This is a genomic window from Kribbella sp. NBC_00359 (assembly GCF_036097425.1).
Taxonomy (GTDB): domain Bacteria; phylum Actinomycetota; class Actinomycetes; order Propionibacteriales; family Kribbellaceae; genus Kribbella.
Map to the genome: position 1 here is coordinate 551503 of NZ_CP107975.1, position 24848 is coordinate 576350.

At 68.8% G+C, this 24848-nt stretch carries 26 protein-coding genes; 17 read left to right on the top strand and 9 right to left on the bottom strand.

Features of this window, described 5'->3' with window-relative positions:
* Positions 1 to 155 precede the first annotated feature (155 nt).
* The 4 genes from OG876_RS02565 to OG876_RS02580 all read right to left on the bottom strand — a co-directional run bounded on the left by OG876_RS02565 (position 156) and on the right by OG876_RS02580 (position 2308).
* Complete coding sequence (locus OG876_RS02565) at positions 156 to 980, bottom strand: sigma-70 family RNA polymerase sigma factor (protein ID WP_328523097.1); 825 nt, start codon at positions 978 to 980, stop codon at positions 156 to 158.
* A 70-nt stretch (positions 981 to 1050) separates the two neighbouring features.
* Positions 1051 to 1185: a hypothetical protein gene (locus tag OG876_RS02570; RefSeq protein WP_328523098.1), complete on the bottom strand. Its 135-nt coding sequence runs from the start codon at positions 1183 to 1185 to the stop codon at positions 1051 to 1053.
* A complete protein-coding gene (locus OG876_RS02575; protein ID WP_328523099.1) occupies positions 1185 to 1838 on the bottom strand; it encodes a hypothetical protein in 654 nt (217 codons plus the stop codon). The genes OG876_RS02570 and OG876_RS02575 overlap by 1 nt, the downstream gene beginning before the upstream one ends.
* Before the next feature lie 26 nt (positions 1839 to 1864).
* The gene (locus OG876_RS02580; RefSeq protein ID WP_328523100.1) at positions 1865 to 2308 is read right to left on the bottom strand and encodes an Hsp20/alpha crystallin family protein; all 444 of its coding nucleotides are present in this window, start codon (positions 2306 to 2308) and stop codon (positions 1865 to 1867) included.
* 162 nt (positions 2309 to 2470) lie between these two features.
* Here OG876_RS02580 and OG876_RS02585 point away from each other — a divergent pair, with 162 nt between their 5' ends.
* The 10 genes from OG876_RS02585 (at position 2471) to OG876_RS02630 (ending at position 13057) form a co-directional block, all read left to right on the top strand.
* Positions 2471 to 2725: a hypothetical protein gene (locus OG876_RS02585; protein WP_328523101.1), complete on the top strand. Its 255-nt coding sequence runs from the start codon at positions 2471 to 2473 to the stop codon at positions 2723 to 2725.
* Between the two features lie 545 nt (positions 2726 to 3270).
* Positions 3271 to 4905, top strand: a complete 1635-nt coding sequence (locus tag OG876_RS02590) for a carbamoyltransferase family protein (RefSeq protein ID WP_328523102.1) — start codon at positions 3271 to 3273, stop codon at positions 4903 to 4905.
* Positions 4902 to 6347 (top strand): HAD-IIIA family hydrolase, encoded by a 1446-nt coding sequence (locus OG876_RS02595; protein ID WP_328523103.1) that lies wholly within the window; start codon positions 4902 to 4904, stop codon positions 6345 to 6347. The genes OG876_RS02590 and OG876_RS02595 overlap by 4 nt, the downstream gene beginning before the upstream one ends.
* Entirely contained in the window at positions 6344 to 7342 is a 999-nt protein-coding gene (locus OG876_RS02600) for a glycosyltransferase family 9 protein (RefSeq protein WP_328523104.1), read from the top strand. Before OG876_RS02595 ends, OG876_RS02600 begins: the two co-directional genes overlap by 4 nt.
* A complete protein-coding gene (locus OG876_RS02605; RefSeq protein WP_328523105.1) occupies positions 7339 to 8298 on the top strand; it encodes a glycosyltransferase in 960 nt (319 codons plus the stop codon). The genes OG876_RS02600 and OG876_RS02605 overlap by 4 nt, the downstream gene beginning before the upstream one ends.
* On the top strand, positions 8295 to 9500 hold the full coding sequence (locus OG876_RS02610) for a glycosyltransferase (RefSeq protein WP_328523106.1): 1206 nt from the start codon (positions 8295 to 8297) through the stop codon (positions 9498 to 9500). Before OG876_RS02605 ends, OG876_RS02610 begins: the two co-directional genes overlap by 4 nt.
* Positions 9500 to 10108 (top strand): D-sedoheptulose-7-phosphate isomerase, encoded by a 609-nt coding sequence (locus OG876_RS02615; protein WP_328523107.1) that lies wholly within the window; start codon positions 9500 to 9502, stop codon positions 10106 to 10108. Before OG876_RS02610 ends, OG876_RS02615 begins: the two co-directional genes overlap by 1 nt.
* Positions 10105 to 11448 (top strand): PfkB family carbohydrate kinase, encoded by a 1344-nt coding sequence (locus OG876_RS02620; protein WP_328523108.1) that lies wholly within the window; start codon positions 10105 to 10107, stop codon positions 11446 to 11448. Before OG876_RS02615 ends, OG876_RS02620 begins: the two co-directional genes overlap by 4 nt.
* Positions 11448 to 12134 carry an SDR family oxidoreductase gene (locus tag OG876_RS02625; RefSeq protein ID WP_328523109.1) on the top strand — a complete coding sequence of 229 codons (687 nt, stop codon included), beginning with the start codon at positions 11448 to 11450 and terminating at the stop codon, positions 12132 to 12134. The genes OG876_RS02620 and OG876_RS02625 overlap by 1 nt, the downstream gene beginning before the upstream one ends.
* Entirely contained in the window at positions 12131 to 13057 is a 927-nt protein-coding gene (locus OG876_RS02630; protein WP_328523110.1) for a glycosyltransferase family 9 protein, read from the top strand. Before OG876_RS02625 ends, OG876_RS02630 begins: the two co-directional genes overlap by 4 nt.
* Here the strand turns inward: OG876_RS02630 and OG876_RS02635 are convergent.
* The 3 genes from OG876_RS02635 to OG876_RS02645 all read right to left on the bottom strand — a co-directional run bounded on the left by OG876_RS02635 (position 12996) and on the right by OG876_RS02645 (position 15574).
* Positions 12996 to 13958: a UDP-glucuronic acid decarboxylase family protein gene (locus OG876_RS02635; protein WP_328523111.1), complete on the bottom strand. Its 963-nt coding sequence runs from the start codon at positions 13956 to 13958 to the stop codon at positions 12996 to 12998. The genes OG876_RS02630 and OG876_RS02635 overlap by 62 nt on opposite strands.
* A gap of 43 nt (positions 13959 to 14001) precedes the next feature.
* Entirely contained in the window at positions 14002 to 14784 is a 783-nt protein-coding gene (locus OG876_RS02640; protein ID WP_328523112.1) for a sigma-70 family RNA polymerase sigma factor, read from the bottom strand.
* A 118-nt stretch (positions 14785 to 14902) separates the two neighbouring features.
* A complete protein-coding gene (locus OG876_RS02645) occupies positions 14903 to 15574 on the bottom strand; it encodes a GAF and ANTAR domain-containing protein (protein WP_328523113.1) in 672 nt (223 codons plus the stop codon).
* A 140-nt stretch (positions 15575 to 15714) separates the two neighbouring features.
* On the opposite strand from OG876_RS02645, the gene OG876_RS02650 reads away from it, so the two are divergent.
* Genes OG876_RS02650 through OG876_RS02665 form a run of 4 tightly spaced genes read left to right on the top strand, consistent with a single transcriptional unit; the run spans position 15715 to position 19789 of the window.
* A complete protein-coding gene (locus OG876_RS02650) occupies positions 15715 to 16164 on the top strand; it encodes a hypothetical protein (RefSeq protein WP_328523114.1) in 450 nt (149 codons plus the stop codon).
* A 51-nt stretch (positions 16165 to 16215) separates the two neighbouring features.
* Entirely contained in the window at positions 16216 to 18942 is a 2727-nt protein-coding gene (locus OG876_RS02655) for a helix-turn-helix transcriptional regulator (protein WP_328523115.1), read from the top strand.
* Between the two features lie 58 nt (positions 18943 to 19000).
* Positions 19001 to 19354 carry a VOC family protein gene (locus OG876_RS02660; protein WP_328523116.1) on the top strand — a complete coding sequence of 118 codons (354 nt, stop codon included), beginning with the start codon at positions 19001 to 19003 and terminating at the stop codon, positions 19352 to 19354.
* Between the two features lie 42 nt (positions 19355 to 19396).
* Positions 19397 to 19789 carry a VOC family protein gene (locus OG876_RS02665; RefSeq protein ID WP_328523117.1) on the top strand — a complete coding sequence of 131 codons (393 nt, stop codon included), beginning with the start codon at positions 19397 to 19399 and terminating at the stop codon, positions 19787 to 19789.
* A gap of 61 nt (positions 19790 to 19850) precedes the next feature.
* Here OG876_RS02665 and OG876_RS02670 read toward each other — a convergent pair whose 3' ends face one another.
* Positions 19851 to 20324 (bottom strand): hypothetical protein, encoded by a 474-nt coding sequence (locus tag OG876_RS02670; RefSeq protein WP_328523118.1) that lies wholly within the window; start codon positions 20322 to 20324, stop codon positions 19851 to 19853.
* A gap of 219 nt (positions 20325 to 20543) precedes the next feature.
* Between OG876_RS02670 and OG876_RS02675 the strand changes: the two genes are divergently transcribed.
* Both OG876_RS02675 and OG876_RS02680 read left to right on the top strand, forming a co-directional pair.
* Complete coding sequence (locus tag OG876_RS02675; protein WP_328523119.1) at positions 20544 to 21173, top strand: VOC family protein; 630 nt, start codon at positions 20544 to 20546, stop codon at positions 21171 to 21173.
* Complete coding sequence (locus tag OG876_RS02680; protein ID WP_328523120.1) at positions 21170 to 22498, top strand: dihydrolipoyl dehydrogenase family protein; 1329 nt, start codon at positions 21170 to 21172, stop codon at positions 22496 to 22498. Before OG876_RS02675 ends, OG876_RS02680 begins: the two co-directional genes overlap by 4 nt.
* Position 22499: 1 nt before the next feature.
* Here the strand turns inward: OG876_RS02680 and OG876_RS02685 are convergent, their stop codons facing one another.
* Entirely contained in the window at positions 22500 to 23609 is a 1110-nt protein-coding gene (locus tag OG876_RS02685; RefSeq protein ID WP_328523121.1) for a hypothetical protein, read from the bottom strand.
* 67 nt (positions 23610 to 23676) lie between these two features.
* Between OG876_RS02685 and OG876_RS43945 the strand changes: the two genes are divergently transcribed.
* Entirely contained in the window at positions 23677 to 24741 is a 1065-nt protein-coding gene (locus tag OG876_RS43945; RefSeq protein WP_442914092.1) for a hypothetical protein, read from the top strand.
* The last annotated feature ends 107 nt before the right edge of the window (positions 24742 to 24848 follow it).

The following is a 24848-nucleotide window of genomic DNA, read 5'->3' on the forward strand; positions in this document are numbered from 1 at the left end:
GTGGTCATGGGTCGGCCGCGCGCGCTGATAAGCGCAACGCGCGCGGCCTGGTGACCCTTCGACCCGCGGGCGTGGTGGCCACTTGGCAGACCGGTGCCCAGGAGTATTCGGTCGCTCACCTCCCGACTTCGCGCCGGTTTCAGTGCGCTTGACCGTCAGGCGACGGCCTGTGTGTGGGTGAGTTTCGTGCGGAGATCGTCGAGGATCTTGCGCAGTACGCGGGACACCTGCATCTGGCTGATGCCGATCTCTCTGCCGATCTCGGTCTGGGTCCAGCCCTCGACGAAACGCAGTTCCAGGATGCGTCGTTCACGCGCTCCCAGCTCCTCCAGCACCGGCCGCAACATGTCGACCGCTTCCAACTGGTCGACCGTCCGGTCCTCCTCGGCGGCGACCAGATCTGCCAGCGTCAGATCAGGGTCCGCGCCTGACGGGCGGTCCAGGGACAGCACGTTGAAGCAGCCCGTCGCGGCCATCGCCTCCTCGACCTGGGCCACCTCCAGGCCGAGGTGATCCGCGAGCTCGGCCCGGGTCGGGTCGCGGTTCAGCTGTTGCTGCAGCTCGGGCTGCAGGGCCATGATCGAGCCTTGCACCTCCTGCAGCCGGCGTGGGATCCGCACAGTCCACGCACAGTCGCGGAAATACCGCTTCACCTCACCGCGGATGCTCGGGATCGCGAAACCGATGAACGGCGTATCCGCGTCGAGCCGGTAGTGGTGAGCCGCGTTGACCAGGCCGAGGTAGGCGACCTGCTCGAGATCATCGGCCTCGGCGCCACGTGCGCGGAACCGGCGGGCGATCCCGCGGGCGATCTCGATGTTGAGCTCGACGACCTGATCGATCAACGCCTGCCGCTCGGCGTCGTCGCACGTTCGCTCCCGGCGCCGCAGCAGTTCCTGGGTAGCGGCTTCACGCGCGGCCCGCTCCTCGGGCGTCGAGCATTGCACCGGTACCGTCTCGTCGGTCCTACCAGAAAGCATGATTGACCTCGCGACTCTCGAGTCACGGCGTGGCCACGTCCTTGGACCACGGTCAAAGTTCTCGATGCTGTCAGCCGGCGACGCGCGGCCCGAGCATGGCCGTGTCGTCGTCGGGCCATCCGAGGGGTTCGAGCCCGAGGCTGCGGTAGTCGTCCGCGCCGGCGTCCAGGTGGTCGACCGGCCGGAGTTCGAACAGCAACTTCATCAGAGTCCCTCCTCCTGGCTCTGCCGGGGCTCGCCCGGTCGTTGTGTCGATGCGCGGCGGACCTCGTCGGCCCGGTCACCGAGCTCGGAGATCCGGTCCGCGATCTGCGGATGATCGCGGGTGAGTCGCGGGCCGGCGTCGGCCAAGGGGCCGAGCAGGGCCGCGGAGTCGTTGTCGCCCAGGGCATCGTGGATCCGGTCCACGCTCTCCTGGGTGGTCCGGTCGAGCCCGTCCAATGCGGTGACCTGCCCCGCGAGCCGGCGAAGATCGGCAGCGTTGCCCCGCGCCCAGGTGGCCACCGCCCGGTCGCTCGCACGCTGATCCCGGGCGGCCTGGACACGCTGCTCGCCCGTCATCGCGGCGTCGGCCGACTGCGCGTTGATCCGTAGATACCTCCGCTCGGCCGCCTGCCTGCTGGCCACCCCGAGCGCCGGCGCCAGCTGTGCCCAGCTGGTGCCGGCGGCCCGGGCCTGGTCGATCAACCTCGGCTCCCACTCGGCCAGGTGGTCCCGGACCGCACGGATCCGGACCAGCGCCTCGAGCAACCGGGCGGAATCGTTGCCGTCAGCATCGAGCTCGCGCAGTACCCCGGTGACGAAGGCCAGCGCATCGGTCGCCTCGTCGAGTCCGTCGGGTGATTCAGCTCGGTGCATCCAGGATCTCCCGTGTCGCGGGCCGGTCAGGCGTTGATCTGGCGCGGCTCGGAATCCCCGCCGCTGATGGAGATCTTGCGGGGCTTGGCCTGTGCGGCGACGGGGATCTTCACCGTCAGTACGCCGCTCTCGTACTCCGCCGTGATCCGCTCCGTGTCGAGGGTGTCGCCGAGAAACAACTGCCGGGAGAACACCCCGAGCGGCCGTTCGGCCACCTGCATCTCGACTCCCTCGGCCACCGTCAGCGGCCGCCGCTCCGCCTTCACGGAGAGCACGTTGCGCTCGACGTCCAGCTCGATGGCCTCCTGCGGAACACCCGGCAGGTCGAAGACCACCACGTACTCGTCGCCGGCTCGATAGGCATCCATCGGCATCGGGTTCGGCCTCGACCAGGTCCCTGGCGACGAGGCACCGCTGAGTTGCTGGGTCAGCCGGTCCAGCTCCCGGAACGGGTCGGTGCGCATCAACATCGTTCCACCTCCAGATCGTCGACTTCGGTGTCAACACGCAGCACTGTTCTAACACGTCATCTAATGGATGACAAGCATCATGCGTCATCCATTCGATGACATACGATGCCTGCCAGGAGATTGCGGCTGGGTACCGGTCCAGCGGCACGAAGGGGGCAGGCTATGGATACTCGAGATGTCGAGACGTACTTCGAGAGCGGGGTCTGGAAGAACCGGCGGCCCGGCTGCGAGCCGTTCTCCAGCGGTGGCCCCCGATTGCGACAGGTCGCGATCGGGGCCGAAGTCGCCCGGTGGGCGCATGCCCAGCACATCATCCGCGACACGACGGGCGCGATTGTCGAGACCCACATCTACGGTCCGGGCCCGTTCCCGCCACGGTCGCCGATCAAGACGATCCGGCCGACCAGCGACGCCTGATCACTACCCGTTGCCCTGAGCCACCACAGCCGCTGGGAAGTGCAGACAGCCGGGTGCGGGATTCTCAGCCGCGCCCTCGAGGCCATCAAAACCACCATCGAGCAGCGGCCCGCTACCGCTGACGATTCGCCGCAGGCCTGACCAGCTCCGCGCCGAGCAACGAAACTCCGGCCGTCAGGCACCTGTCCGCGCGTCCGACATGTCTGGTTCGACCGCGTCCCGAGAGCTGCTCTCCGGCTCGCGCGAAGCCTGCTGATCGGTCACGTCGCGGGCGCCATCACCAAACCGGTCGCGCACGCCGGACCCTCCGACAGCGGCAGCCGGTGGGTGGGCGACGTGTACAGCCGGTCTGGCGGGGAACCTGGCGTGATCAGGATCCGGTGGCCGGGTCTCGCGCGGGATCCGGACCACCAGGCTGCGCGCGTTGAAACCGCAGCGCGCGTGGCCGCCTGGGTAACCCGGCTGATTGCGAAGATCAGCGCTACTCCACGTGTAGGAGGCGCTTTCGGGGGTACCTACGCGCCTCGTTCGAGGAGGTGGATGAAATGCGAGTGCTCGGGGTGAACGCGATCTTCCATGACCCGTCGGCCGCACTGGTCGTCGACGGCAGGATCGTCGCTGCGGCTGAGGAAGAACGGTTCAGCAGGCGCAAACACGGCAAACGCCCGGTGCCGTGGTCGGCATGGGAACTACCCGAGCAGGCCATGCGCTGGTGTCTCGAAGAGGGCGGCCTCCGCCCCGAGGACCTCGACGAGGTCGGATACTCGTTCGATCCCACTCTGTGTGTCGATCTCGCCGAACTCGGCGTCTCCGACCCCGGTGATCGAGCCCGGACCGACTATGCGCGCCGGGCGCCCAACTTCCTCGGCGCGGCGCTGCCCGGCCTGGATCCGGCCAAGGTCACGTTCGTCCCGCACCATGTCGCCCACGCCGCGTCAGCCGGTCTGGCGGCGCCGTACCAGCGCAGCGCCTGCCTGGTGCTCGACGGGCGGGGCGAGCGCGCCTCACACCTGGCGGGTGTGTACGACGGACCAGAGTTGCAAGTGCTGGCAACGCAGGAGCTTCCCCACTCGCTGGGCTTGCTGTACGAGGATCTGACCGATCACCTCGGTTTCCTGCGCTCCAGCGACGAATACAAGGTGATGGCGTACGCGTCGTACGGCAAGCCACGCCACCTCGCCGACTTTCGTGAGCTCGTGCGTACGACGGATGACGGCGGATTCCGCACCACAGGCATCGACTGGTCCGGCTACGCACCGAAGATCAACCCCGGCGACGACCTGACCGATGCCCATGCGGACCTGGCTTGCAGTGTGCAGCGACGGCTGGAAGAAGTCATGCTGGAGCTGGCCGTCTGGTTGCACGAACAGACGGGTGCACGAGCCTTGACCATGGCCGGCGGCACCGCGCTCAACTGTGTGGCCAATTCGGTCCTTGCCCGCAAGGGCCCGTACGACGAGGTCTGGGTCCAGCCGGCCGCAGGCGACGCCGGTACGTCGCTGGGGGCCGCACTCCACCTGAGCGCCGCAAAGGGACGTCCCGAACGGATGCGCACGCCCGCACTGGGCCGTGGCTGGACCGATGATCAACTGGCGGCCCGACTGAGGCAGGCCGCCCTCCCCTTCGAGACACCCGCGGACGTGGCGGACGTGGTCGCGCAGGCATTGGCCGACGACCAGATCGTCGCGTGGTACCAGGGCAGGTCGGAGTACGGGCCTCGCGCTCTCGGCCACCGTTCGTTGCTCGCGCACCCCGGACGCAGAGAGAACCTGGAGCGCCTCAACGACATCAAGGGCCGCGAACAGTTCCGGCCGGTCGCGCCGCTGGTGCTGGCGGAGCGCGCGGCTGAAATCTTCGACGGCCCACTTCCGAGCCCCTACATGCTGTTCGTGCACGACGTCGCCCCTGCTTGGCAGGACCGCATCCCGGCGGTTGTCCACGTCGACGGGACTGCGCGAATCCAGACGGTCGATGCGGCAGACGAACCGCTCCTGACCAGGCTCCTCGAAAGGTTCGAACACCGCACCGGTCTGCCTGTCCTGGTGAATACCAGTCTCAACACCGCCGGACGCCCCATGGTCGACAGCCCGTCCGACGTACTCGAGCTGTTCGGTTCGACACCCGCGGACGTGTTGGCGATCGGGCCGCACGTCGTACGCCGTGCCGGAGCGTTCCGTTGACCGGCGTCACCATCGTCATCCCGACAGTCGGCCGTACCTGTCTGACGAACGTTCTCACCGACCTCGCCGCGCAAGAGCCCCAACCGGCGGCTGTGTACGTCGTGGACGATCGCTCGAATCCGGACCGGCCACTGGTGTGCGATCACCGGGTGCTGCACTCCGGTGGCCGCGGACCGGCCGCGGCACGCAACGTCGGCTGGAGGGCTGCTGACACCGAGTGGATCGCCTTCCTCGACGACGATGTACGACTGCCAGACGGCTGGATCTCGGCCCTGTACGACGATCTGCGGCGAGCCGGCGACCACGTTGCCGGCGTCCAAGGTGGCATCGAGGTTCCGGTGTCGGACCGGCCGACCGACTGGGAGCGCAGTACGGCCGGTCTGAGAAGCGCCAAGTGGGCGACTGCGGACATGGCCTATCGCCGAACGGCCCTGGAGCAGGTAGGCGGCTTCGACGAGCGGTTCCCCAGGGCCTACCGTGAGGACGCCGAGCTGGCTCTGCGGATCAGGCAGCACGGCTGGGGACTCGTCGAGGGAGAGCGACACATCGTCCATCCCGTCCGCCCCGAAGGCTTCTGGATCAGTGTCCGGGTGCAGCGCGGAAATGCGGACGACGCGCTCATGCGTGCGATCTACGGAAGACACTGGCGCAGGTTGGCCGACTGTCCACCGGGCCGGCTCAAGTGGCATCTCGCAACAGTGGTATCTGCGGCCGTCGCCTTGCTGGGAAGCAAAAGGGCTGCCGCCGGGTGGGCTCTGCTGACGGCTGACTTCGCTCGGCGTCGCATCATCCCGGGTCCCCGCACCCCGGGCGAGGTCGTCCGGATGCTGGTGACCTCTGCCGTCCTGCCGTTCGTCGCTGTCTGGCATCGTGCGCGTGGAACCTGGCGCCACCGCGGCAGCGTCGCCTGGACGGACAAGGTCAGCGCGGTGCTGTTCGACCGCGACGGCACTCTCGTCCACGACGTGCCCTACAACGGCGATCCCGACCGCGTACGCCCTGTCCCGCAGGCTCACGAAGCTCTCCACAAGCTGAGACAGGCTGGGCTGGCTGTCGGGGTGATCACCAACCAGTCCGGCATCGGACGAGGACTGGTGTCCGCGGAGGAAGTTGCCGCAGTCAACAAACGGCTCGACGAGTTGCTCGGGCCGTTCGACACCTGGCAGGTCTGTCCCCACACCGAGGCGGAAGGCTGCGCGTGCCGCAAGCCTGCCTCGGGTCTGGTGCTGGCCGCGGCGAACGACCTCGGCATCGCGCCGAACCAGGTGGTGGTGATCGGCGACATCGGGTCCGACGTCGACGCGGCGAAGGCCGCGGGGGCTCGTTCCATCCTGGTGCCCAACGGGGCGACTCGCGCCGATGAGGTGCGCGCGGCCGGCACCGTGCGACCCGATCTTCTCTCCGCGGTCGAGCATGTGCTCGGGACCGGAGGCCGCCGATGAGGAACGTGCTCATCACCCGGATGGACAACGACGGCGATGTTCTCCTGGCCGGGCCCGCGATCCGGGCGGTCGCCGCAACAGATCGGGTGGTGCTGCTGGTGGCGCCGTCGGGCGAACAGGCCGCTTGGCTGCTCCCCGGCGTGCGCGACGTGCTGGCGTGGCCGTGTCCGTGGACGGGCTTCGATCCACCACCGGTCGATCGGCGCAGCGTGAACACGCTGATCGACACGCTGGCGCTCGAGCATTTCGGCGCCGCGATCGTGCTCACGTCGTACCACCAAAGCGCGCTGCCGATGGCTCTTCTCCTGCGGATGGCAGGCATCAAGCACGTCGCCGCGGCCTCCGAGGACTATCCGGGATCACTCCTCGACCTACGCCATCGGTCCATGTCCGGGCACGAGGTCGAGCGCGCGCTCGACCTCGTGGCAGCGGCCGGCTATCACCTTCCCGACGGTGACGACGGCCGGCTGAGGATCAAGGAGATCCTGCCCGCCGTCGACGTCCAGCCGTTCGTCGTCGCCCATCCTGGTGCCTCGGTGCCTGCGCGGACCGCGTCCGCAGATCATTGGACCGCAACGGTGAAGGCCCTCGTGGCCGACGGCCACCAGGTCCTGGTCACCGGTTCACCGAGCGAACGGGCACTCACCGCGGAAGTCGCCGGTAGCAACGCCACCGATCTCGGTGGCCGCACCAACTACCGGCAGTTGGCTGCCCTGCTGCGGGCCGCTCAGGTGGTGATCGTCGGCAACACCGGACCGGCCCATCTCGCCGCCGCCGTCGGTACGCCGGTGGTCTCGCTGTTCTCACCCGTCGTCCCGGCCGCGCAGTGGGCACCGTGGCGGGTGCCCTCGGTCGTCCTGGGCGACCAGCAGGCACCGTGTCGTGCCACTCGTGCGCGGGTCTGCCCGGTGCCGGGGCATCCCTGCCTGGACCAGGTGTCGCCGGACGACGTGGTCGCCGCCGTACGCACATTGATCAAGGAGGTTGCCCGATGAGGATCCTGGCGTGGCATGTGCACGCAGCCTGGATGACGTCGTTCGTCCAGGGCGCGCACGAGTACTACGTCCCGGTCCTGCCCGACCGGGGCCCGGACGGCAAAGGACGCGCGCAGACGTATCCGTGGCCCGACTCCGTGCAGGAGCTGACTCCCGAACAACTGCGCAGCGCCGACTTCGATGTGGTCGTCCTCCAGCGTCACCACGAACTCGAGCTCTTCCAGCGATGGACCGGGCGTGCGCTTGGCCGGCGCGGCGTACCCGCTGTGTACGTCGAGCACAACACACCCCGCGGTGACGTCGACGACTGGCGACATCCACTGGCCGCGCGCGGTGACATCCCGATCGTGCACGTCACACAGTTCAACCGGACCATGTGGGACAACGGGCTCGCGCCGGCGGAAGTGATCGACCACGGCGTTCCGGATTATGGCTACCAGTACACCGGAACCCTCGACTCGCTTCTCGTCTCGGTCAACGAACCGGTGCGACGGTCGAGGGTGGCGGGCATGGATCTGGTAGCGAAGCTCGCCGAACACGTGCCGGTCAGCGTCTACGGTCTCGGTACGGACGAACTCTCCGGACTGATCCGCACCGGGCTCACCGGAACCGGCGCGGTGTCGCAGGCCGAGCTGCACCGGCGAATGGCGATGCACTTCGCCTACCTCCACCCGTACCGCTGGACCAGCCTTGGCCTGTCCCTGATCGAAGCGATGACCCTCGGCGTTCCGGTCCTCGTCGTCGCGGCGACGGCCGCGCCGGAGGCCGTCCCGTCCGCGGCAGGGGTCGTCAGCTCGGACCTCGAGCTGCTCGCGTCCACAGCAGGTCGCTGGTTGTCGGACCCAGCCGAAGCCCGCGAACGCGGGCTCGCGGCCAGAACGCACGCCTTGACCCACTTCGGGCTGCCGAAGTTCCTCGACGAATGGGATCGCATGCTCAAGGAGGTCTGCCGATGAGAATCGCGATGGTGTCCGAGCATGCCAGCCCGCTGGCCGTTCTCGGCGGTGCTGACGCCGGCGGACAGAACGTCCACGTGGCGGCGCTGTCGCAAGCACTCGCCGACCGTGGCCATCAGGTCGACGTCTACACCCGGCGCGACGATCCCGGCACCCCGGAACGGGTGCCGCTGGGCCCAGGCGTCGACGTCGTCCACGTACCGGCCGGGCCGGCCCAGCCGATGGCCAAGGACGACCTCTTGCCGTACATGCGGACGTTCGGGCAATGGATCGGACAGCGGTGGTCCGCAGAACCACCGGACGTCGTACACGCCCATTTCTGGATGTCCGGCCTCGCGTGCCTGGAGGCGCGTCGCGCGGTTCCCGTCCCGTTCGCGCAGACGTTCCACGCCTTGGGCGTGGTGAAACGCCGACACCAGGGCGCCGCCGACACCAGCCCACCACAACGACGAGGTATCGAGACCTGGTTGGCAGCCGAGGCGGACGCCGTGATCGCGACCGCCACCGACGAGGTCCGCGAACTGCTGGCGCTCGGAGCACCGGCGCATTCGCTGCATGTCGTCCCTTGTGGCGTTGAGATCTTCGAACCCTCACCGCCGCAAGAGCAGTGGTGGCACGGTCGTGGCGGGCGCATCCTGTCCCTCGGCCGTCTGGTCGAGCGCAAGGGCGTCGACACCGTGGTCCAGGCCGTGAGCCGGGTGCCCGATGCCGAGCTCGTCGTTGCCGGCGGCCCCATCCATGCCTTCGACGACGATCCCGAGGTACGACGGTTGCGCGCGGAGGCAACGCGTCTGGGCGTCGCGGATCGAGTTCATCTGGTGGGTGCGGTTGCCCGCCGAGACGTCGCTGCGCTGATCCGCTCCGCTGATCTCGTCGTGTGCACTCCGTGGTACGAACCGTTCGGCATCGTCCCGCTGGAAGCCATGGCTTGTGGCAAGCCGGTCGTCGCCTCGGCGGTCGGCGGGCTGCTGGACACCGTCGTCGACGGCGTGACCGGCATCCATGTGCCACCGCGGGATCCCGGGCGGCTGGCCGCCGTACTCAATGATCTGCTCCACAACTCGCCACTGTGCAAGGAACTCGGCCGTGCCGGCCTGGAGAGGGTCGAACGGAAGTACACCTGGGCCAAGGTGGCCGCCGACACCGAAGACGTCTACGAACGCATCAAGACTCCGGTGACGACGACGGGCAGGAGTTCCTGATGGCCGCCTTCGGTTCGCTGCCGCAGCACCTGGCTGAGCTTCGCGCCGGCCTGAGAAGCCTGGAACGACAGGATCGCGTGATCGAGGCGTGGGGCTGCGAGCTGGCGGGTCTGCTGGCGGGCGGCCACCGACTACTTGCCGCTGGCAACGGTGGGAGCGCGGCCGAGGCGCAACATCTGACCGCGGAGCTGGTCGGCCGGTTCGAAGCTCCGGACCGCCCACCGTTGTCGGCGATCGCGCTGCACGCCGAGACCTCGACGCTGACCGCGATCGGCAACGACTTCGGATCGGACGAACTCTTCGCCCGTCAGGTTCGCGCGCACGGACGCCCGGGCGATGTTCTCCTGCTGCTGTCGACCAGCGGCCGTAGCGCGAACCTCCTGACGGCTGCGACGGCGGCCCGGTCCGCCGGCGTTCAGGTCTGGGCCCTGACCGGACCAGCGCCGAATCCGCTGGCAGCGGCGGCGGACCGGGCGATCGCCGTACGCTCCGCGGCGCCGACGGCAGTGCAGGAAGTCCACCTGGTCGCTGTCCATGCCTTGTGTTCCGCGCTGGAGCGCTACCTGCCCACCGTCCTTCCGTCCGAGCTCGAGGAGGTGATCCGGTGACGGTCCGGGTCCTGGTGGTCGGGGATGTACTGCTCGACCGCGACATCGAAGGCGACGTGCACCGGGTGAGTCCCGACGCGCCCGTTCCAGTGGTGCAGATCGAAGGAACGAGCGAGCGAGCCGGCGGCGCAGGTCTTGCCGCGGTGCTGCTGGCCCGGGAAGGCATCGAGGTTCGGTTGGTCACGGCGCTCGCCGACGACGAGCCCGCCAAGCGCCTGTGCTCGCTGTTGACGGAGCAGGTTCCGGTGACGGCCATACTCACCTCGGCCGGCACCCGGTGCAAGACGCGAGTACGCAGTGCCGGGCAGTCTCTGCTGCGGCTGGATGTGGAAGCACCGGGCGAGATCGACGACGTGTGTGATGTCTCAGCGCTGGAAGAAGAGCTCGAGCTGGCCGAGGCCGTACTGGTGTCGGACTATGCCGGCGGCGTGGTCAGCCATCCGATCGTCCGTGCCGTGCTGCGCCGGTGGGCTACCCGGCGAGCCATCGTGTGGGACCCGCATCCCCGCGGTGCCGCACTCGTGCCCGGAGTGAGTCTGGCGACGCCGAACCGGGCGGAGGCCCGGTGGTTCAGCGGTCTCCGAGCCGCACCGCTCGACGTGCTCGCGACCAGATTGCGCGACCAGTGGCGGGCGTCGGCTGTGGCGGTCACCGACGGCGGAACAGGCGTCTTCACAGCAGCCGGCGGCGCACCGCCGTTCTTCACACCGGCACCGTTCAACCACGGAGGCGACACCTGCGGCGCCGGCGACCGGTTCGCCGGTACCGCGGCTGCCGAACTCGCCGCCGGCGCGACGGCACGGTCCGCCGTCGAGTCTGCGGTCGCCGACACGGCCGGCTGGCTCGCCGCCGGCGGTGTCAACGCGCGGACGATCATCGGAGCCACTGCACCCGAAAGGGACGCTGCCGACGTGATCCGCCGGGTCCGCTCCGCCGGAGGCACCGTGGTCGCCACCGGCGGATGCTTCGACGTCCTGCATGCTGGCCACATCGTCAGCCTGGAAGCCGCGCGGCGGCTGGGCGACGCATTGATCGTGCTGGTCAACTCCGACGCCGGCGTCCGCCGGCTGAAGGGCGCCGATCGCCCGGTGAACTCGCAGCAGGACCGCTGCCGCGTGCTCGAGTCGCTGCGTTGCGTCGACGCGACCATCGTGTTCGACGGCGACGATCCGCGCGAGACGCTCGACCGGCTGCGTCCGGACGTCTGGGCGAAGGGCGGCGACTACACCGAAGAGATGTTGCCGGAAGCACCGATCGTGAAAGGTTGGGGCGGCCGTGTGGTGCTGGTCCCGTTCCTGCCCGGACGATCGACAACCTCGATTCTGGAAGGAAGCAGCTGATGAGCTTGGAGAGAGTTGCCGTGACCGGTGGAGCCAGCGGACTGGGAGCCGCAGTGGCCGCAGCGGTGCGCAAACACGGTGGAACGGCGATCGCGCTGGATCGGCAACGACCGGCGACGGATGACGTGCCGTGGATCGAGGTCGACCTCGCCGATCCTGCTGCCGCCGAGCCGGCGCTCGCGGCGGCCGAAGAGGCGATCGGGCCGCTGACCGGGGTGGTGACGGCCGCCGGAATCGATGCCTGCGGGCGCATCGAGGAGGTTGCCCTGGACGACTGGGTCCGGGTGGTCCAGGTGAACCTCATCGGTACGGCGGCGATCGCGCGGGCTGCCGTACCGCGGTTGGAGCGCAGCCACGGGCGCATCGTCACCGTCGCCTCCACCCTCGGTCTAAGAGCGCTGAGCGACGCGACCGCGTACTGCGCGTCCAAGTTCGGAGTGGTCGGACTCAGCCGCGCGCTGGCAGTCGAGACGGCCGGCCGCGTCGGGGTGACGATGCTGGTGCCGGGCGGGATGCGCACCTCGTTCTTCGACGGACGGCCGGAGCAGTACAAACCCGGCGACGACGCGATGCTGAACGATCCGGAAGCCGTCGCCGAGACCGTCGTTCACGCCCTGGGCCAACCCGCCGGCGTCGAGATCCGTGAGCTCGTCGTCTGTCCTTCCATCGAGCCGTCCTGGCCGTGACACCGGTCCTGATCCTGCGGGCCCTCGGCCTGGGTGACGGACTGACGGGTGTGCCGGCGCTGCGCGGGCTCCGCCGGCTGTTCGCCGACCGACCGCTTCTTCTCGCCGGGCCCGAGCCGGTGTCCAGTTGGTTCGCCGGACTCGGACTGGTCGACGGCGTCGTGAGTACGACGAGTCTGTCCGGACGCCCGCCGGGGCTCGGCCTGGGGCCACATCTGGCCGTCAACCTCCACGGATGTGGACCGCAGAGTCATCGGTTGCTGCAGGCCGCCGCACCGCGCGAGCTGATCGCCTTCGACTGCCTGGCCGCCGGTCACCGCGCGGGTTGCCGCTGGTCGGACGACGAGCACGAGGTCGATCGATGGTGCCGGCTGGTGTCCACGGCCGGTGGGTCGTGCGACGTCTCGGACCTGCGCTTGGCGATCCAGGCCGCCTGCGACGGCGCGATCGTGGTCCATCCCGGGGCTGCCAGCGGTGCGCGACGATGGCCGGTTAAGCGATGGACAGAAGTCATCGCGGAGTTGCGCGCCGAGCGGCATCGTGTCGTCCTGACCGGCACCGAGACCGAGCTGTGCCACGCGCTGTCGGTTGCCTCCGGGGCCGAGGACCTGAGCGGCCGGTTGTCCATACCTGAACTCGCCGAACGCGTCGCGTCGGCGGCACTCGTGGTGTGCGGCGACACCGGAATCGCGCACCTGGCCACAGCTTTGGGCGTGCGATCGGTGGTGCTGTTCGGCCCGGTTCCACCGGCTCGATGGGGTCCTCGGATTGACCTCGATCGGCATACCGTGCTCTATCACGGACGCCGGCTGGGCGATCCGCATGCCGACCGGCCGGACCCGGCGCTCTTGCGGATCGGCGTCACCGAAGTGCTGACTGCGGCACGCGCACAGCTTCACGGAACCAGGCAACCGTCGACCTGAGTCCGTCGCGCCAGTCGACCCGGGGCTTCCAGCCGAGCACGTGTTCGGCGAGGGTCGTGTCCGGGCGTCGTACGCCGGGATCGTCGACCGGACGATCCACGAAGTCGATGCCCGAACGCGAACCGGTCGCGGCGATGACGTCCTGCGCGATCCGCAGCACCGACCGCTCATCGGGGTTGCCGATGTTGATCGGACCGGCGTGATCACCGAACGCGAGCCGGAGAATACCGTCCACGGTGTCGGAGACATGGCAGACCGATCGGGTCTGGCTCCCGTCACCGGCCACCGTCACCGGCTCACCGGCCAGCGCCTGCCGGATGAACGTCGGAATCGCCCGGCCGTCGTCCGGGCGCATCCTCGGTCCATAGGTGTTGAAGATCCGGACGATCGCCGTGTCGACGCCCTCGCTGTTGCGGTAGGCGGTCGTGAGTGCCTCCGCGTACCGTTTGGCCTCGTCGTACACGCCGCGCGGACCCACCGGGTTGACGTTGCCCCAGTACGACTCGGGCTGTGGATGGATCTGCGGGTCGCCGTAGACCTCCGACGTACTGGCGAGCAGGAAGCGGGCGTTCTTCTCCTTCGCCAGGCCGAGCGCGTGCCAGGTTCCGATGGCGCCGACCTTCAGCGTCTGGATCGGCAGCCGGAGATAGTCGATCGGCGAGGCCGGGCTGGCGAAATGCAGCACGACATCGACGTCGCCCGGGACATGGACGAACTCGGTGAGATCGCAGCGGGTGAAGGTGAACGCCGGATGCTCCATCAGGTGGGCGACGTTGGCCGGCGCACCCGTCAGCAGGTTGTCCAGACAAGTCACCCGATGCCGGTCGGCCAGCAACCGCTCGCACAAGTGACTTCCCACGAATCCTGCCCCACCGGTGACCACCACATGTGCGTGCTCCATCCGGCCTGAGTACCCCTGCGGTTGCACTGAAAACGCTCGAGACTCAGGCGGCTAGTGCGGACCGCAGGACGCCCATGATCCGGCGGAGAAGCCGTGAGACCTGCATCTGGCTGACCCCGATCTCGGAAGCGATCTCGGCCTGGCTCCAGTGATCGACCATCCGCCGGCGAAGGATCAGTTTGTCCCGGGGGCCCAGGTTCTCCACGGCTGGTCGTAGGGTCTCGAGCTGGTTGACGAGCTCGTAGGTGTCCCCCCGGTCCGGCACTGTGCCGCCGAGTGACATCGACGAGTCGATCCACAGCGGGGCATCCAGCGATGCCGGGTGAAAGCAGCCGACGGCCCGTTGCGCGTCCCTGATGTCCTCGAGCGGAACCCCGATGCGGTCGGCCAGCTCCTGGTCGGTCGGCCAGCGGTGCAGCTGTGCGGCCAGTTCGCCCTCGACGGCATTGATCGACGCCTGCATGTTCTGGATCCGGCGCGGTGGGCGGACACTCCACGCGTAATCGCGGAAGTGCCGTTTGATCTCCCCCTGAATGGTCGGGAACGCGTACGAGCGGAAGTCCGTGCCCGGGCCCGGTCGGTATCCCTGGACGGCTTTGACGAGGCCGACGTACGCGACCTGGAACAGTTCTTCCCGTTCCACGCCACGGCCGTCGTACCGCAACGCGAGCGACCTCGCCATCGCAGCGCCCTGTACGACGGCTTCCCGCAAGAGATCCTCACGGCGGGCGCCGGCCTCCTCGGAGGCTTCGCGGAGCAGGGCTTCGGTCTGTGCGTGTTGAGGTTCGGAGGACGCGAACGCGTTGAATGGAGAACGACTGGTCATCAGGGTCGATCTGGGGCCTCATCGCCGGAACTGGCCTATCTTTGACCGGGCGAGCTCTGTCCCAGGCTCCTGCGATCGCGGTACCCAGGTCACCCACCCGCGAATCGCTGGGCCGATCTCATGTGTGCGTGGTTGCGATCAGACGCTCCGCCACTTCTCTCAGCCTGACGTTCCCGTCCTGCGACAGCCGGGTCAGGAACGCGAAGGCGCGGTCGTCGCGGAGGTGGTAGCGCTCCATCACGATGCCGACCGCGGTGCCGATCGTCCCGCGAGTCCGGATCGCCTCGCGCAGATTGTGGATCTCCCGGGCATAGTCGATTGCCATCGCGGCCTGGTGCCGGAACAGTTCGCCGATCGCGCCGAGGTCGCTGAACGCACCGAGGTCGCGAGCGTACAGGTTGAGTGCCCCACGGGACTTGGGTGCGTCGAAGAGCCGGATCCCTGCCTGCGCGTGGATACCCGCGGCCACGGCGGTCGCGGCGTACTGCGGAAACCGCTCGTCACGTGCCAGATCAGGTGCCGCGATGTGGACCGTATCGGCCGCGGCCTGATAGCAGGGACCTTCGCGCAACGCGTACTGCGCGGCGTCGAGGCCCCACAGCAGTTCATCGGTCGGAGCGGCCGTCTCCAGACGACCGTCGCTGTGGAGAATCGTGATGCTCGCGTAGTCGGTGTCCGGCAATGCCTCCACCGCGGCTGCTGTGATCCCGCTCAGTGTGTGGTCGAGATCACCGGGTGTCAGCGTCTTCGCCATCCGTTGGGCAAGGTCCACGAGCCGCTCATCAGTCACGCACCGCCGGTACCCCGGCGCGAAGCCGGTCAAGCGCGAAGCAGACGTTCTACAACCCGTCGAACTCACTGGTGCGATCCGTGGTCGGGTGCGGGATTGTGGGGTCGGTGCGGGACTGACCCCACGGAGAAGGAGTGCACATGTCCACGATTCGGCTGCATGCGACCACGACCTCGACGCCTGAGCAGTTCGTCAACGGGCTGACGGACTTCGGGCCGGGGCGTGCGGAACTCTTCGGGAACAGCACCGACGAGTATCTCGTGGTCCACAGCCGCGGCGATCACGACGCCGACGTCACCGAAGGGTCCGCCGGAATCTGGGAGCGGCTCCACTACGACTGGTCCGACCCCAACCACATCGTCCTGACCACGACCGACTCCAACATCTGGGGCGGACGGTCCGGCCACACCTATGACCTCACGCCGCAGCCCGACGGAACGACGGCGATCGACGTCACGGTCGTCCGCGAGGGCAAGAACCTCAAAGGACGCATGCTCGGAGTCGTCGTCGGCATCGTGGGCAAGCGCCTCCTGGCCAAGGCCTTCGCGAACACGGTCAAGGCCATCGAAGCCCGAAACACCGGGGGCTGATCCGTCGGCGTTGCGTTGGGGGGATCCCGGGTGCAAGCCTGAGGCGTGGCGATGGCGGATCGTGAACTGCGGGGCCGGTTGCGGGAGCGCGCCGTACTGGACCGGATGGTCGACGCGGCGCGGCAGGGGCGGAGCGAGGCTCTGGTTCTGCGCGGCGAGGCGGGAGTCGGGAAGTCGGCGCTGCTGGACGCCCTGGTGGCGCGTGTCAACGGCTGCCAGGTTGCGCGCGCGGTCGGGATCGAGTCCGAGATGGAGCTCGCGTACGCCGGACTCCACCAGCTCTGCCGTCCGTTCCTCGACGGGATGGAGCGCCTGGCGCGACCGCAGCACGAGGCCCTCGGTACGGCGTTCGGGCTGCTGAGCGGGACGGCGCCGGATCGGTTCCTGGTCGGCCTCGCCGTACTGAACCTGCTGTCCGACGCGGCCGCCCAACAGCCGGTGCTGTGCGTCGTCGATGACGCACAGTGGCTCGACCGGATGTCGGCGCGGATCCTCGCGTTCGTGGCCCGGCGGCTGGAGGCGGAGTCCGTGGTCATGGTCTTCGCCGTTCGCGACGGCGAGGACCACGAGCTGTCCGGACTCGCGGAGCTGGAGATCCGGGGCCTCGACGACGCCGACGCACGGGCCCTCCTGGATTCGGTACTCCCGGGACCGGTCGACCCGCGCGTCCGCGACCGGATCGTGGCTGAGACGCGCGGCAACCCGCTGGCCCTGCTCGAGCTGCCCCAGGCCTGGACCGCCGCGGAACTGGCGGACGGCCTGAGTGCGGGCACACTGGCCGGCCGGATCGAGGAGAGCTTCGTACGGCGGCTCGAAGTCCTCCCGCCGGACACCCGGCTCCTGCTCCTGACCGCCGCGGCCGAACCACTCGGTGACGCACCCCTGCTCTGGCAGGCGGCCGAACGACTCGGCCTGGGAGCTGATCCGGCAGCAGGAGCCATCGAATCGGGACTGATCAGCTTCGGCCAGCACATCACCTTCCGGCACCCGTTGGTGCGCTCGGCGGCGTACCGGATGGCCACCGCCCGGGATCGGCAGGCAGTGCACCAGGCGCTCGCCGAGGTGACCGATCCAGACCTCGATCCGGACCGGCGCGCGTGGCACTGGGCCCAGGCTTCCGCGCGGCCCGACGAGCAGGTCGCGGCCGAGCTCGAACAGTCGGCGCGCAGGGCGCAGGCCCGCGGTGGCTTCTTCGCCGCCGGCACCTTCCTCGAGCGCTCCGCGGAGTTGACCCCCGAGCCCGGCCGCAGGGCTCAGCGAGCACTTGACGCGGCGGCGGCGAAACGCAGTGCCGGCGCCCTCGACGCGGCGCTGAACCTGCTCGGAGCAGTGACCGCCGGACCGCCGGACGCGCTGCGGGCGGCGGAAGTCGAACGGCTGCGCGGATCGATCGCCTTCGACCAGGGACGCGCCCGCGAAGCCGCCCGCACCCTGCTCAACGCCGCGAAACAACTCGATCGGCACGATCCCGTCCGGGCGCGCGTGGCCTACCTCGAGGCGATGTCGGCCGCCATCTGGGCCAGCGGTCCCGATGCGCCGGGCATTCTCGCGTTCGCAGCGGCCGAGGCTCCTCCCCCGCTCGCCTCGGCTGCACCGGCCGACGTCCTGCTCCAGGCACTCGCGCTCCGCTTCACCCGCGGCTACCCGGCAGCCGCGCCGCACCTCACCAAGGCTCTCGACCAGGCACGCGAAGCCCAGATCGACGCCGCGGACATCGCAGATTGGCTCTGGCTCGCCGGCAACCGCGCCAGCGGCATCATCGCGGTCGAGGTCTGGGACTTCGACGCCGCCCACGAACTCGCGCTCAGACAGGACCGGATGGCACGCGAGACCGGCGCGCTCGTGCAGCTGCAGTTCGCGCTCAACTTCCGTGCCAACCTGTTGTGTCTGACCGGCGACCTGCAGGCAGTCGGCTACCTGGTCGAGGAGGACCGCGACCTCGCCTCGGCGACCGGCAACCCTGCGGTCGGGTACGCCCGGCTTCTGCTCGAGGCCTACCGAGGCAACGAGACGACAGCGACCGCGCTGATCGACGCGACCGCCAGGGAGGCCACCGCACGCAGCCAGGGCCGGATGGCAGCCTTCGCGACGTTGGCGAAGTCGGTTCTGCACAACGGCCTCGGCCGGTACGACGCCGCCCGCGACGCGGCGCTGCAGGTGTTCGAGCAGGACGTCCTCGGGTACGGCGTACTGGTCGTCGGCGAACTCGCCGAGGCGGCATCCAGGACGGGCGACACCAAACTCGTCGAGACCGCACTCGCCTGGCTGACCGAGCGCACCACGGCCACCCCGACAGACTGGGGACGGGGAATCGAGGCGCGCGCCAGGGCGCTCCTGGCCTCGGACGAGACCGTCTACCGCGACTCGATCGACCACCTCAGCAGGACTCCGCTCCGCGTCGAGATCGCCCGAGCCCACCTCTTGTACGGCGAGTGGCTGCGACGCGAGGGACGTCGTATGGACGCCCGCGAACAGCTGCGCACGGCCCACGAACAACTGACCGAGATGGGACTCGAGGCCTTCGCCGAGCGGGCCCGCCACGAACTGCTCGCCACCGGCGAGACGGTCCGCAAGCGCCGACCGGACACACTCAACGACCTGACCGCGCAGGAAGCGCAGATCGCCGGGCTCGCCCGCGACGGCATGACCAATCCCGAGATCGCGGCCCAGCTGTTCATCAGCCCCCGCACCGTGGAGTGGCATCTCCGGAAGACGTTCTCCAAGCTGGGGATCACCTCTCGCCGGCAGCTCAAAGGTGCGCTGGCCCGGATCGGCTGACGAACACCAGTGGTTTCCACGGACGCGACGCCGTACGGCGGAGCAGACCATGGGCCTCGTGGACAGCAAACTCGAGGCAATCGTCGTTCCGGTATCCGATGTGGACCGGAGCCGGCACTTCTACCGTGCCCTGGGCTTCCGGCTGGATCGCGACGACGCAGCCGGGACAGTCCGGGTCGTTGAACTGACTCCGCCGGGCTCATCGTGCTCGATTCTCATCGGCACGGGCATCTGCTCGGCCACGCCGGGTTCTTCCTGCGGCCTGTTGAGGGTGGACGACCTCGAGGTGGCCTGCGCCGAGCTCGAGGCTCGTGGCGCGACTCTGCGGCCCGCCTCCCGCTGGCCGACCGGTGTGGCTTACGTGGAGTTCGACGATCCCGACGGCAACCGGTGGCTGCTGGTAGGGAGTTGAGTTCTGCGGGCTGGTGCCGCTTACTGTGGCCAGGAGGTGGCGATGCCCGCACTCGATGCTGTTTCACACCTTTCGCTGACCGTGACCGACCCGGGGCGTAGTGCCGACTTCTACAACAGGGTGCTCGGTACCGAGACCCTGTTCTCGTCCAGCGGTGGCCCCTTCAGCCTGGTGGTGGTCGCCCGCCAGGGGCTGATGATCGCGCTGCGCGACCATCCCGGGATGACGGATCAGCGCTTCGACCCCAGCCGTATCGGGCTGGACCACGTTGCGTTCCAGGTGCCGTCCCGGGCTGACCTGGAGGCCTGGCACACCAACCTCGCCGCGGCAGGTGTCGCCTGCTCGGAGATCGAGGTCAGTCCGTTCGGACTGCACCTCAACCTCAAGGATCCCGACAACATCGCCATCGAGCTCTTCGTGTCGGAGCCCTCCTGACCACGAAAGCCGGCCGGAGCACCAGGCTCCGGCCGGCTTTCACAGCGGACGACGCCGGTCGTCACACCTGCGCCCGGCTCGCCGGGGCGGCTGGGATGTTACGGGCTTCGATGGCCCGGACCGTCTCCTCGAAGGCCTTGGCCAGCACGCGCTTGCCGCCGAAGGCGAACACGAACGCGAGCAGATGGCCCTTGAGGTTCTTGCCTTCGCGCACGATCACGACATCGATCTCGGTCGCGCCGTCCGCGCGCTGCTTGAACGTGTAGGTGTGACCGGAGGCGCCGCCCCACAGGTTGGAGTCGACGGTTGTCAGGACGACGTGGTTCGGGTCGGACCAGTTGTAGTGCAGGCGTTCCCAGACGCCGCCCGAGCCCTCGGTGACGTCGGCGTACCCGGGTCCCTGGTCGTGCACCTTCAGATAGTCGTCATGGCTGTTGGGGAAGAGCTTCGAGCGGCCGGGCCCGAAGTCGGTGAGCCCGGCGATGAACTGCTCGGGTGTCGAGGTGGTGATTTCGGTGAAGTGAATGGTGGTCATCGGTCTTTCCGTTTCTCGAAGGGGTACCGCTACGACCACTCTGCGGCGACCGTTCCCCCATCACCCCAGTGGAAACCACGGGTCCACCCCCCAGCCAAGCCTGTCCAGCACCTGACCACCTTCGACCCGGCCCGGGACCAGTGAGGATCACTGGGGCGAAGCCGCCGGCGGAGCGGCATAGTCGCTAGGGAAAGACCACACACACACCAGGAGGACATAGTGAGCACCGATCTCAAGCTCGAGGCCGTCGTCATCCCCGTCACCGACGTCGACAAGGCCAAGGCGTTCTACGAGCAGCTGGAGTGGCGCCTCGACGCCGACTTCGCGTTCGACAACGGCTTCCGGGTCGTCCAGTTCACGCCGCCGGGCTCGCCGGCGTCGGTCCAGTTCGGCTCGAACATCACCTCGGCCGCGCCGGGCTCGGCCCGGGGTCTGTACCTGGTCGTCTCCGACATCGAGGCCGCACGGAACGAACTCGCCGCTCACGGCATCGACGTCAGCGCGGCCTTCCACCCCAAGACGCCAGGCGCCCAGTTCCAGCCCGACACCAGCGACCGGATCGCCGGACCGGCCGACGAACGCGCCAGCTACAGCTCGTTCGCCACGTTCAGCGACCCGGACGGCAACACCTGGCTCCTGCAGGAGATCACGACGCGACTCCCCGGCCGCATCGACTCGGGTGAGACGTCGTACTCCTCGGTCGGCGACCTGCAGCAGGCCCTGCAGCGGGCGGCGGCAGCCCACGGCGAGCACGAGAAGCGCAACGGCGGCGAGTTCGACGAGCAGTGGCCCGAGTGGTACGCCACCTACATGGTCGCCGAGCAGTCCGGCCAGGAACTCCCGCAATGAGCGACTACGACGTCATCGTCATCGGCGGCGGCTCCCCCGGCGAACACACCGCCGGAGCCCTCGCCGCGGGCGGCCTGCGGGTGGCGATCGTCGAGCGTGAGCTCGTCGGCGGTGAATGCTCGTACTGGGCGTGCATCCCGTCCAAGTCCCTGCTACGACCGGGCGAGGCCGCGCACGCCGCGAACGACGCGGCCGCCCCCGCGACGGTTGACGTCGAGGCGGCGCTCGCCTGGCGCGACTTCATGGTTTCGGACTACTCCGATGCCGGCCAGGAGAAGTGGCTCGCGGACAACGGCATCGACCTGATCCGCGGCCGCGGACGGCTGGCCGGCACAGGTGTCGTCGATGTCGACGGCCGCCACTACACCGCGGATCACATCGTCCTCGCGAACGGCGCCGAACCCATCGTGCCGCCGATCCCGGGCCTGCGGGAGCTCGACGGCCTCTGGACGAACCGCGAAGCGACGGGCATGAAGGCGGTCCCGCGCCGGCTGCTGGTCCTCGGCGGCGGTCCGGTCGGTGTCGAGATGGCCCAGGCGGTCCGCCGGCTCGGCGGCGAGGTCGTGGTCGTCGAGGCCGCGGAGCATCTGCTGCCACGCGAGGCCGCACCGCTCGGTGAGGCACTCGTCGAGGTCCTCCGCAGCGACGGGATCGAGCTCTTCCTGGGGGTCAAGGCGAGCGCCGCCCGGCGCGACGGCGACGACTACGTGCTGGTCCTGGACGACGGACGCGAACTCCGGGGCGACCGGCTGCTGGTCGCCACCGGCCGCCGACCGCGAGTCGACGGGATCGGACTGGAGACGATCGACGTCAAGGCCGGCGCCCACGGCGTACCGGTCGACGCCCGGCTCCAGGTCGTCCCAGGCGTCTGGGCCGTCGGCGACGTGACCGGACTCTGGCAGTTCACCCACGTCGGCAAGTACCAGGGACGCGTCGCGGCGGCCAACATCCTCGGCGAATCCCGGTCGGCCAACTACGACGCCGTACCGCGTGTCGTCTTCACCGACCCACAGGCAGCCGCCGTCGGGACCACGGACAGCCGCCACAGCGCGACCGTCGCCCTGCGCGATGTCGCGAAGACCGCGACGTACACCCACGCGTACGCCGAGAGCAACGGATTCCTGACACTCCTGAGCGACGGCGAACGGCTCACCGGCGCCTACGCGCTCGGCCCTGAGGCTGGCGAATGGCTGCAGCAAGCGACCCTCGCCATCCGGGCCCGCATCCCGCTCGACGTCCTGCTGGACACCATCCAGCCGTTCCCGACCTTCTCCGAGATCTACCTCGAGGCACTGAAGGCCCTGCGTGCACGCATCACGTCGTAAGTCAGGTCGTGGTTTCGGTCTTCGCCATCTCGACGCGGTAGTCGTGGATCGGGCGGTAGCGGTCGTAGAGGGTCGTCAGGATGCTGAACAGGAAGACGAAGAACAGCGTGTCGGTCAACTGCAGGCGGCCCTCACCCCGCGACAGCAGCAGGTCGGCGACCGCGACCAGGACGATGTTCGTCACGAAGACGATCGCGAACGACACCCCGGCCGACTGCCACGAGTGGCCGCGCTTCGCCGCCCACAGTCCGAGCCCGGCGTTGACGATCGCGTAGAAGGCGACCGCGAGGAAGATCTGCAGGCTGGACGCCTCGACCCCGGGCAGGACCCGCCCGTAGATCACGCTGATCAGTCCGATCAGGAAGATCTTCTCCACCGCCGCCTCGTCGAAGACCTTCCGGTGCTCGGCCTGGAACGCGGCCCGCTCGCGCGCCTCGTCGATCCCGGTCGGCAAGGGGTCGGCCGCGAGCCGCAGCGACCAGTCGGTCTGCGGCAGCCGTGGGCGTACGACGAACCACAAGACCGCGATCAGCACGAGGATGCCGGCGAGCAGCGCCGGACCGAACCAGGGCACGTCTCTGATCGTGTCGGTGACGTCGAGCTGCGCGATGTGCACCCAGTACTCCTGCGGCAACTTGATGAACACCCAGATCGCGCCGGCGACGATCGCCCAGAACTTGAATCCCCACCGCAACGGGTTCCACCGGGTACGCACGGTCTCGTAGGCGATGAAGAAGTACTCGAACGTGTTCGGGAACACCAGCAGCAGCCAGCGCAGGCCGGTCAGCTCGAACGCCACCACACCGATCTGGCGGTAGAAGAACAGGAACCGGTTGATCCGGAACGCGGGATGACTCGTCCAGTTCCGCAGGCTCGCCGTGTACGCCACGGACAGATAGAACACGTCCATCGCCTTGTCGTAGCTCTGGTAGAACGGCGGATTGAAACCGAACGCTTGAAAGATCGTCTGATCGGCCGCGTCCAGCACGAGGCAACCGATGATCGCGGGCAGCGGATACTTCGGGATGAACAGGGGCAGCACGAAGCGTGCCGTCACCACGCTCCAGAAAACGACGTCGACGCCCATCGACCCATCCCCCTGGACAGCCACTCGTGGAACGATCGTAAATGCGATGCGCGCAAGGTCCCAGACCGCGTGAAGTCGAGGGGGAAGAACCATGCCCGAGCTATCTGACGAGTGGTACCTGTGGGGTCCGTACCTGAGCGAGCGCCAGTGGGGCACCGTCCGTGAGGACTACAGCGCCGACGGCGAGGCCTGGAGCTACCTTCCGCACGACCGGGCCCGCTCCCGGGCGTACCGCTGGGGCGAGGAGGGGCTGGCCGGGTTCAGCGACCGCGAGCAGCGCCTGTGTCTCGGCCTCGCGCTGTGGAACGGGCGCGACCACATGCTCAAGGAGCGGCCGTTCGGCCTTACCGGCGCGGAGGCCAATCACGGAGAGGACGTCAAGGACTACTGGTGGTATCTCGACGCCACCCCGAACCACGCGTGGAACCGCTGGCGCTACCACTATCCGCAGGCCGCCTTCCCGTACGACGACCTGCGCGCGGAGAACGGCAGACGCGGCAAACACGACCCCGAGTACGAACTGCTGGACACCGGCGTGTTCGACGACGACCGGTACTGGATCGTCGAGGTTCATTACGCGAAGGCGACTCCGACCGACCTCCTGATGTCCGTGCAGGTCACCAATGCCGGACCCGACCCGGCCACGATCCACGTCCTGCCGACGGCTTGGTTCCGCAACACCTGGTCCTGGGACCCGGGCACTCCGCGACCCGAGCTCGCCGCGACCGGCGACACGTCGATGCGGGTCTCCCACCCGTCACTCGGGGAACTCGAGCTGCTCGCCGGACCGGATCCGGCGGGCCGCGCGCCGACGCTGCTCTTCTGCGAGAACGAGACCAACACCCAACTCCTGTACGACGTTGCCGCGACGACGCCGTACCCGAAGGACGGGATCAACGACCACGTCCTGACCGGCGCCGCGACCGTCAACCCGCTCGCCAGGGGACGAAGGCCGCTGCCTGGTACGGAATCGACGTCGCTCCGAAGACCACGGTCGAGCTGCGGTTGCGGCTGCGGCCGGCCGGCAACGGCCCGGATCCGGCGACCGCACTGGGTCAGGATTTCGACGCCGTCGTCGCCACGCGCCGGGCCGAAGCCGACGAGTTCTACGCCGGCCTCACTCCCCCGGCCGCCTCGCCGGACGAGGCGATGGTGATGCGGCAGGCCTTCGCCGGGATGCTGTGGAGCAAGCAGCTCTACTACTACGACGTGGCGCGCTGGCTCGACGGTGATCCCGGCCAGCCGACGCCGCCCGCCTCGCGG

Coding starts and splice junctions, on each gene's coding strand:
- OG876_RS02605 (WP_328523105.1), top strand. CDS start 7,339: ATGAGGATCCTGGCGTGGCATGTGCACGCAGCCTGGATGACGTCGTTC.
- OG876_RS43945 (WP_442914092.1), top strand. CDS start 23,677: ATGCCCGAGCTATCTGACGAGTGGTACCTGTGGGGTCCGTACCTGAGC.
- OG876_RS02565 (WP_328523097.1), bottom strand. CDS start 980: ATGCTTTCTGGTAGGACCGACGAGACGGTACCGGTGCAATGCTCGACG.
- OG876_RS02665 (WP_328523117.1), top strand. CDS start 19,397: ATGCCCGCACTCGATGCTGTTTCACACCTTTCGCTGACCGTGACCGAC.
- OG876_RS02680 (WP_328523120.1), top strand. CDS start 21,170: ATGAGCGACTACGACGTCATCGTCATCGGCGGCGGCTCCCCCGGCGAA.
- OG876_RS02600 (WP_328523104.1), top strand. CDS start 6,344: ATGAGGAACGTGCTCATCACCCGGATGGACAACGACGGCGATGTTCTC.
- OG876_RS02570 (WP_328523098.1), bottom strand. CDS start 1,185: ATGAAGTTGCTGTTCGAACTCCGGCCGGTCGACCACCTGGACGCCGGC.
- OG876_RS02625 (WP_328523109.1), top strand. CDS start 11,448: ATGAGCTTGGAGAGAGTTGCCGTGACCGGTGGAGCCAGCGGACTGGGA.
- OG876_RS02585 (WP_328523101.1), top strand. CDS start 2,471: ATGGATACTCGAGATGTCGAGACGTACTTCGAGAGCGGGGTCTGGAAG.
- OG876_RS02650 (WP_328523114.1), top strand. CDS start 15,715: ATGTCCACGATTCGGCTGCATGCGACCACGACCTCGACGCCTGAGCAG.
- OG876_RS02610 (WP_328523106.1), top strand. CDS start 8,295: ATGAGAATCGCGATGGTGTCCGAGCATGCCAGCCCGCTGGCCGTTCTC.
- OG876_RS02655 (WP_328523115.1), top strand. CDS start 16,216: ATGGCGGATCGTGAACTGCGGGGCCGGTTGCGGGAGCGCGCCGTACTG.
- OG876_RS02580 (WP_328523100.1), bottom strand. CDS start 2,308: ATGTTGATGCGCACCGACCCGTTCCGGGAGCTGGACCGGCTGACCCAG.
- OG876_RS02670 (WP_328523118.1), bottom strand. CDS start 20,324: ATGACCACCATTCACTTCACCGAAATCACCACCTCGACACCCGAGCAG.
- OG876_RS02575 (WP_328523099.1), bottom strand. CDS start 1,838: ATGCACCGAGCTGAATCACCCGACGGACTCGACGAGGCGACCGATGCG.
- OG876_RS02635 (WP_328523111.1), bottom strand. CDS start 13,958: ATGGAGCACGCACATGTGGTGGTCACCGGTGGGGCAGGATTCGTGGGA.
- OG876_RS02640 (WP_328523112.1), bottom strand. CDS start 14,784: ATGACCAGTCGTTCTCCATTCAACGCGTTCGCGTCCTCCGAACCTCAA.
- OG876_RS02615 (WP_328523107.1), top strand. CDS start 9,500: ATGGCCGCCTTCGGTTCGCTGCCGCAGCACCTGGCTGAGCTTCGCGCC.
- OG876_RS02590 (WP_328523102.1), top strand. CDS start 3,271: ATGCGAGTGCTCGGGGTGAACGCGATCTTCCATGACCCGTCGGCCGCA.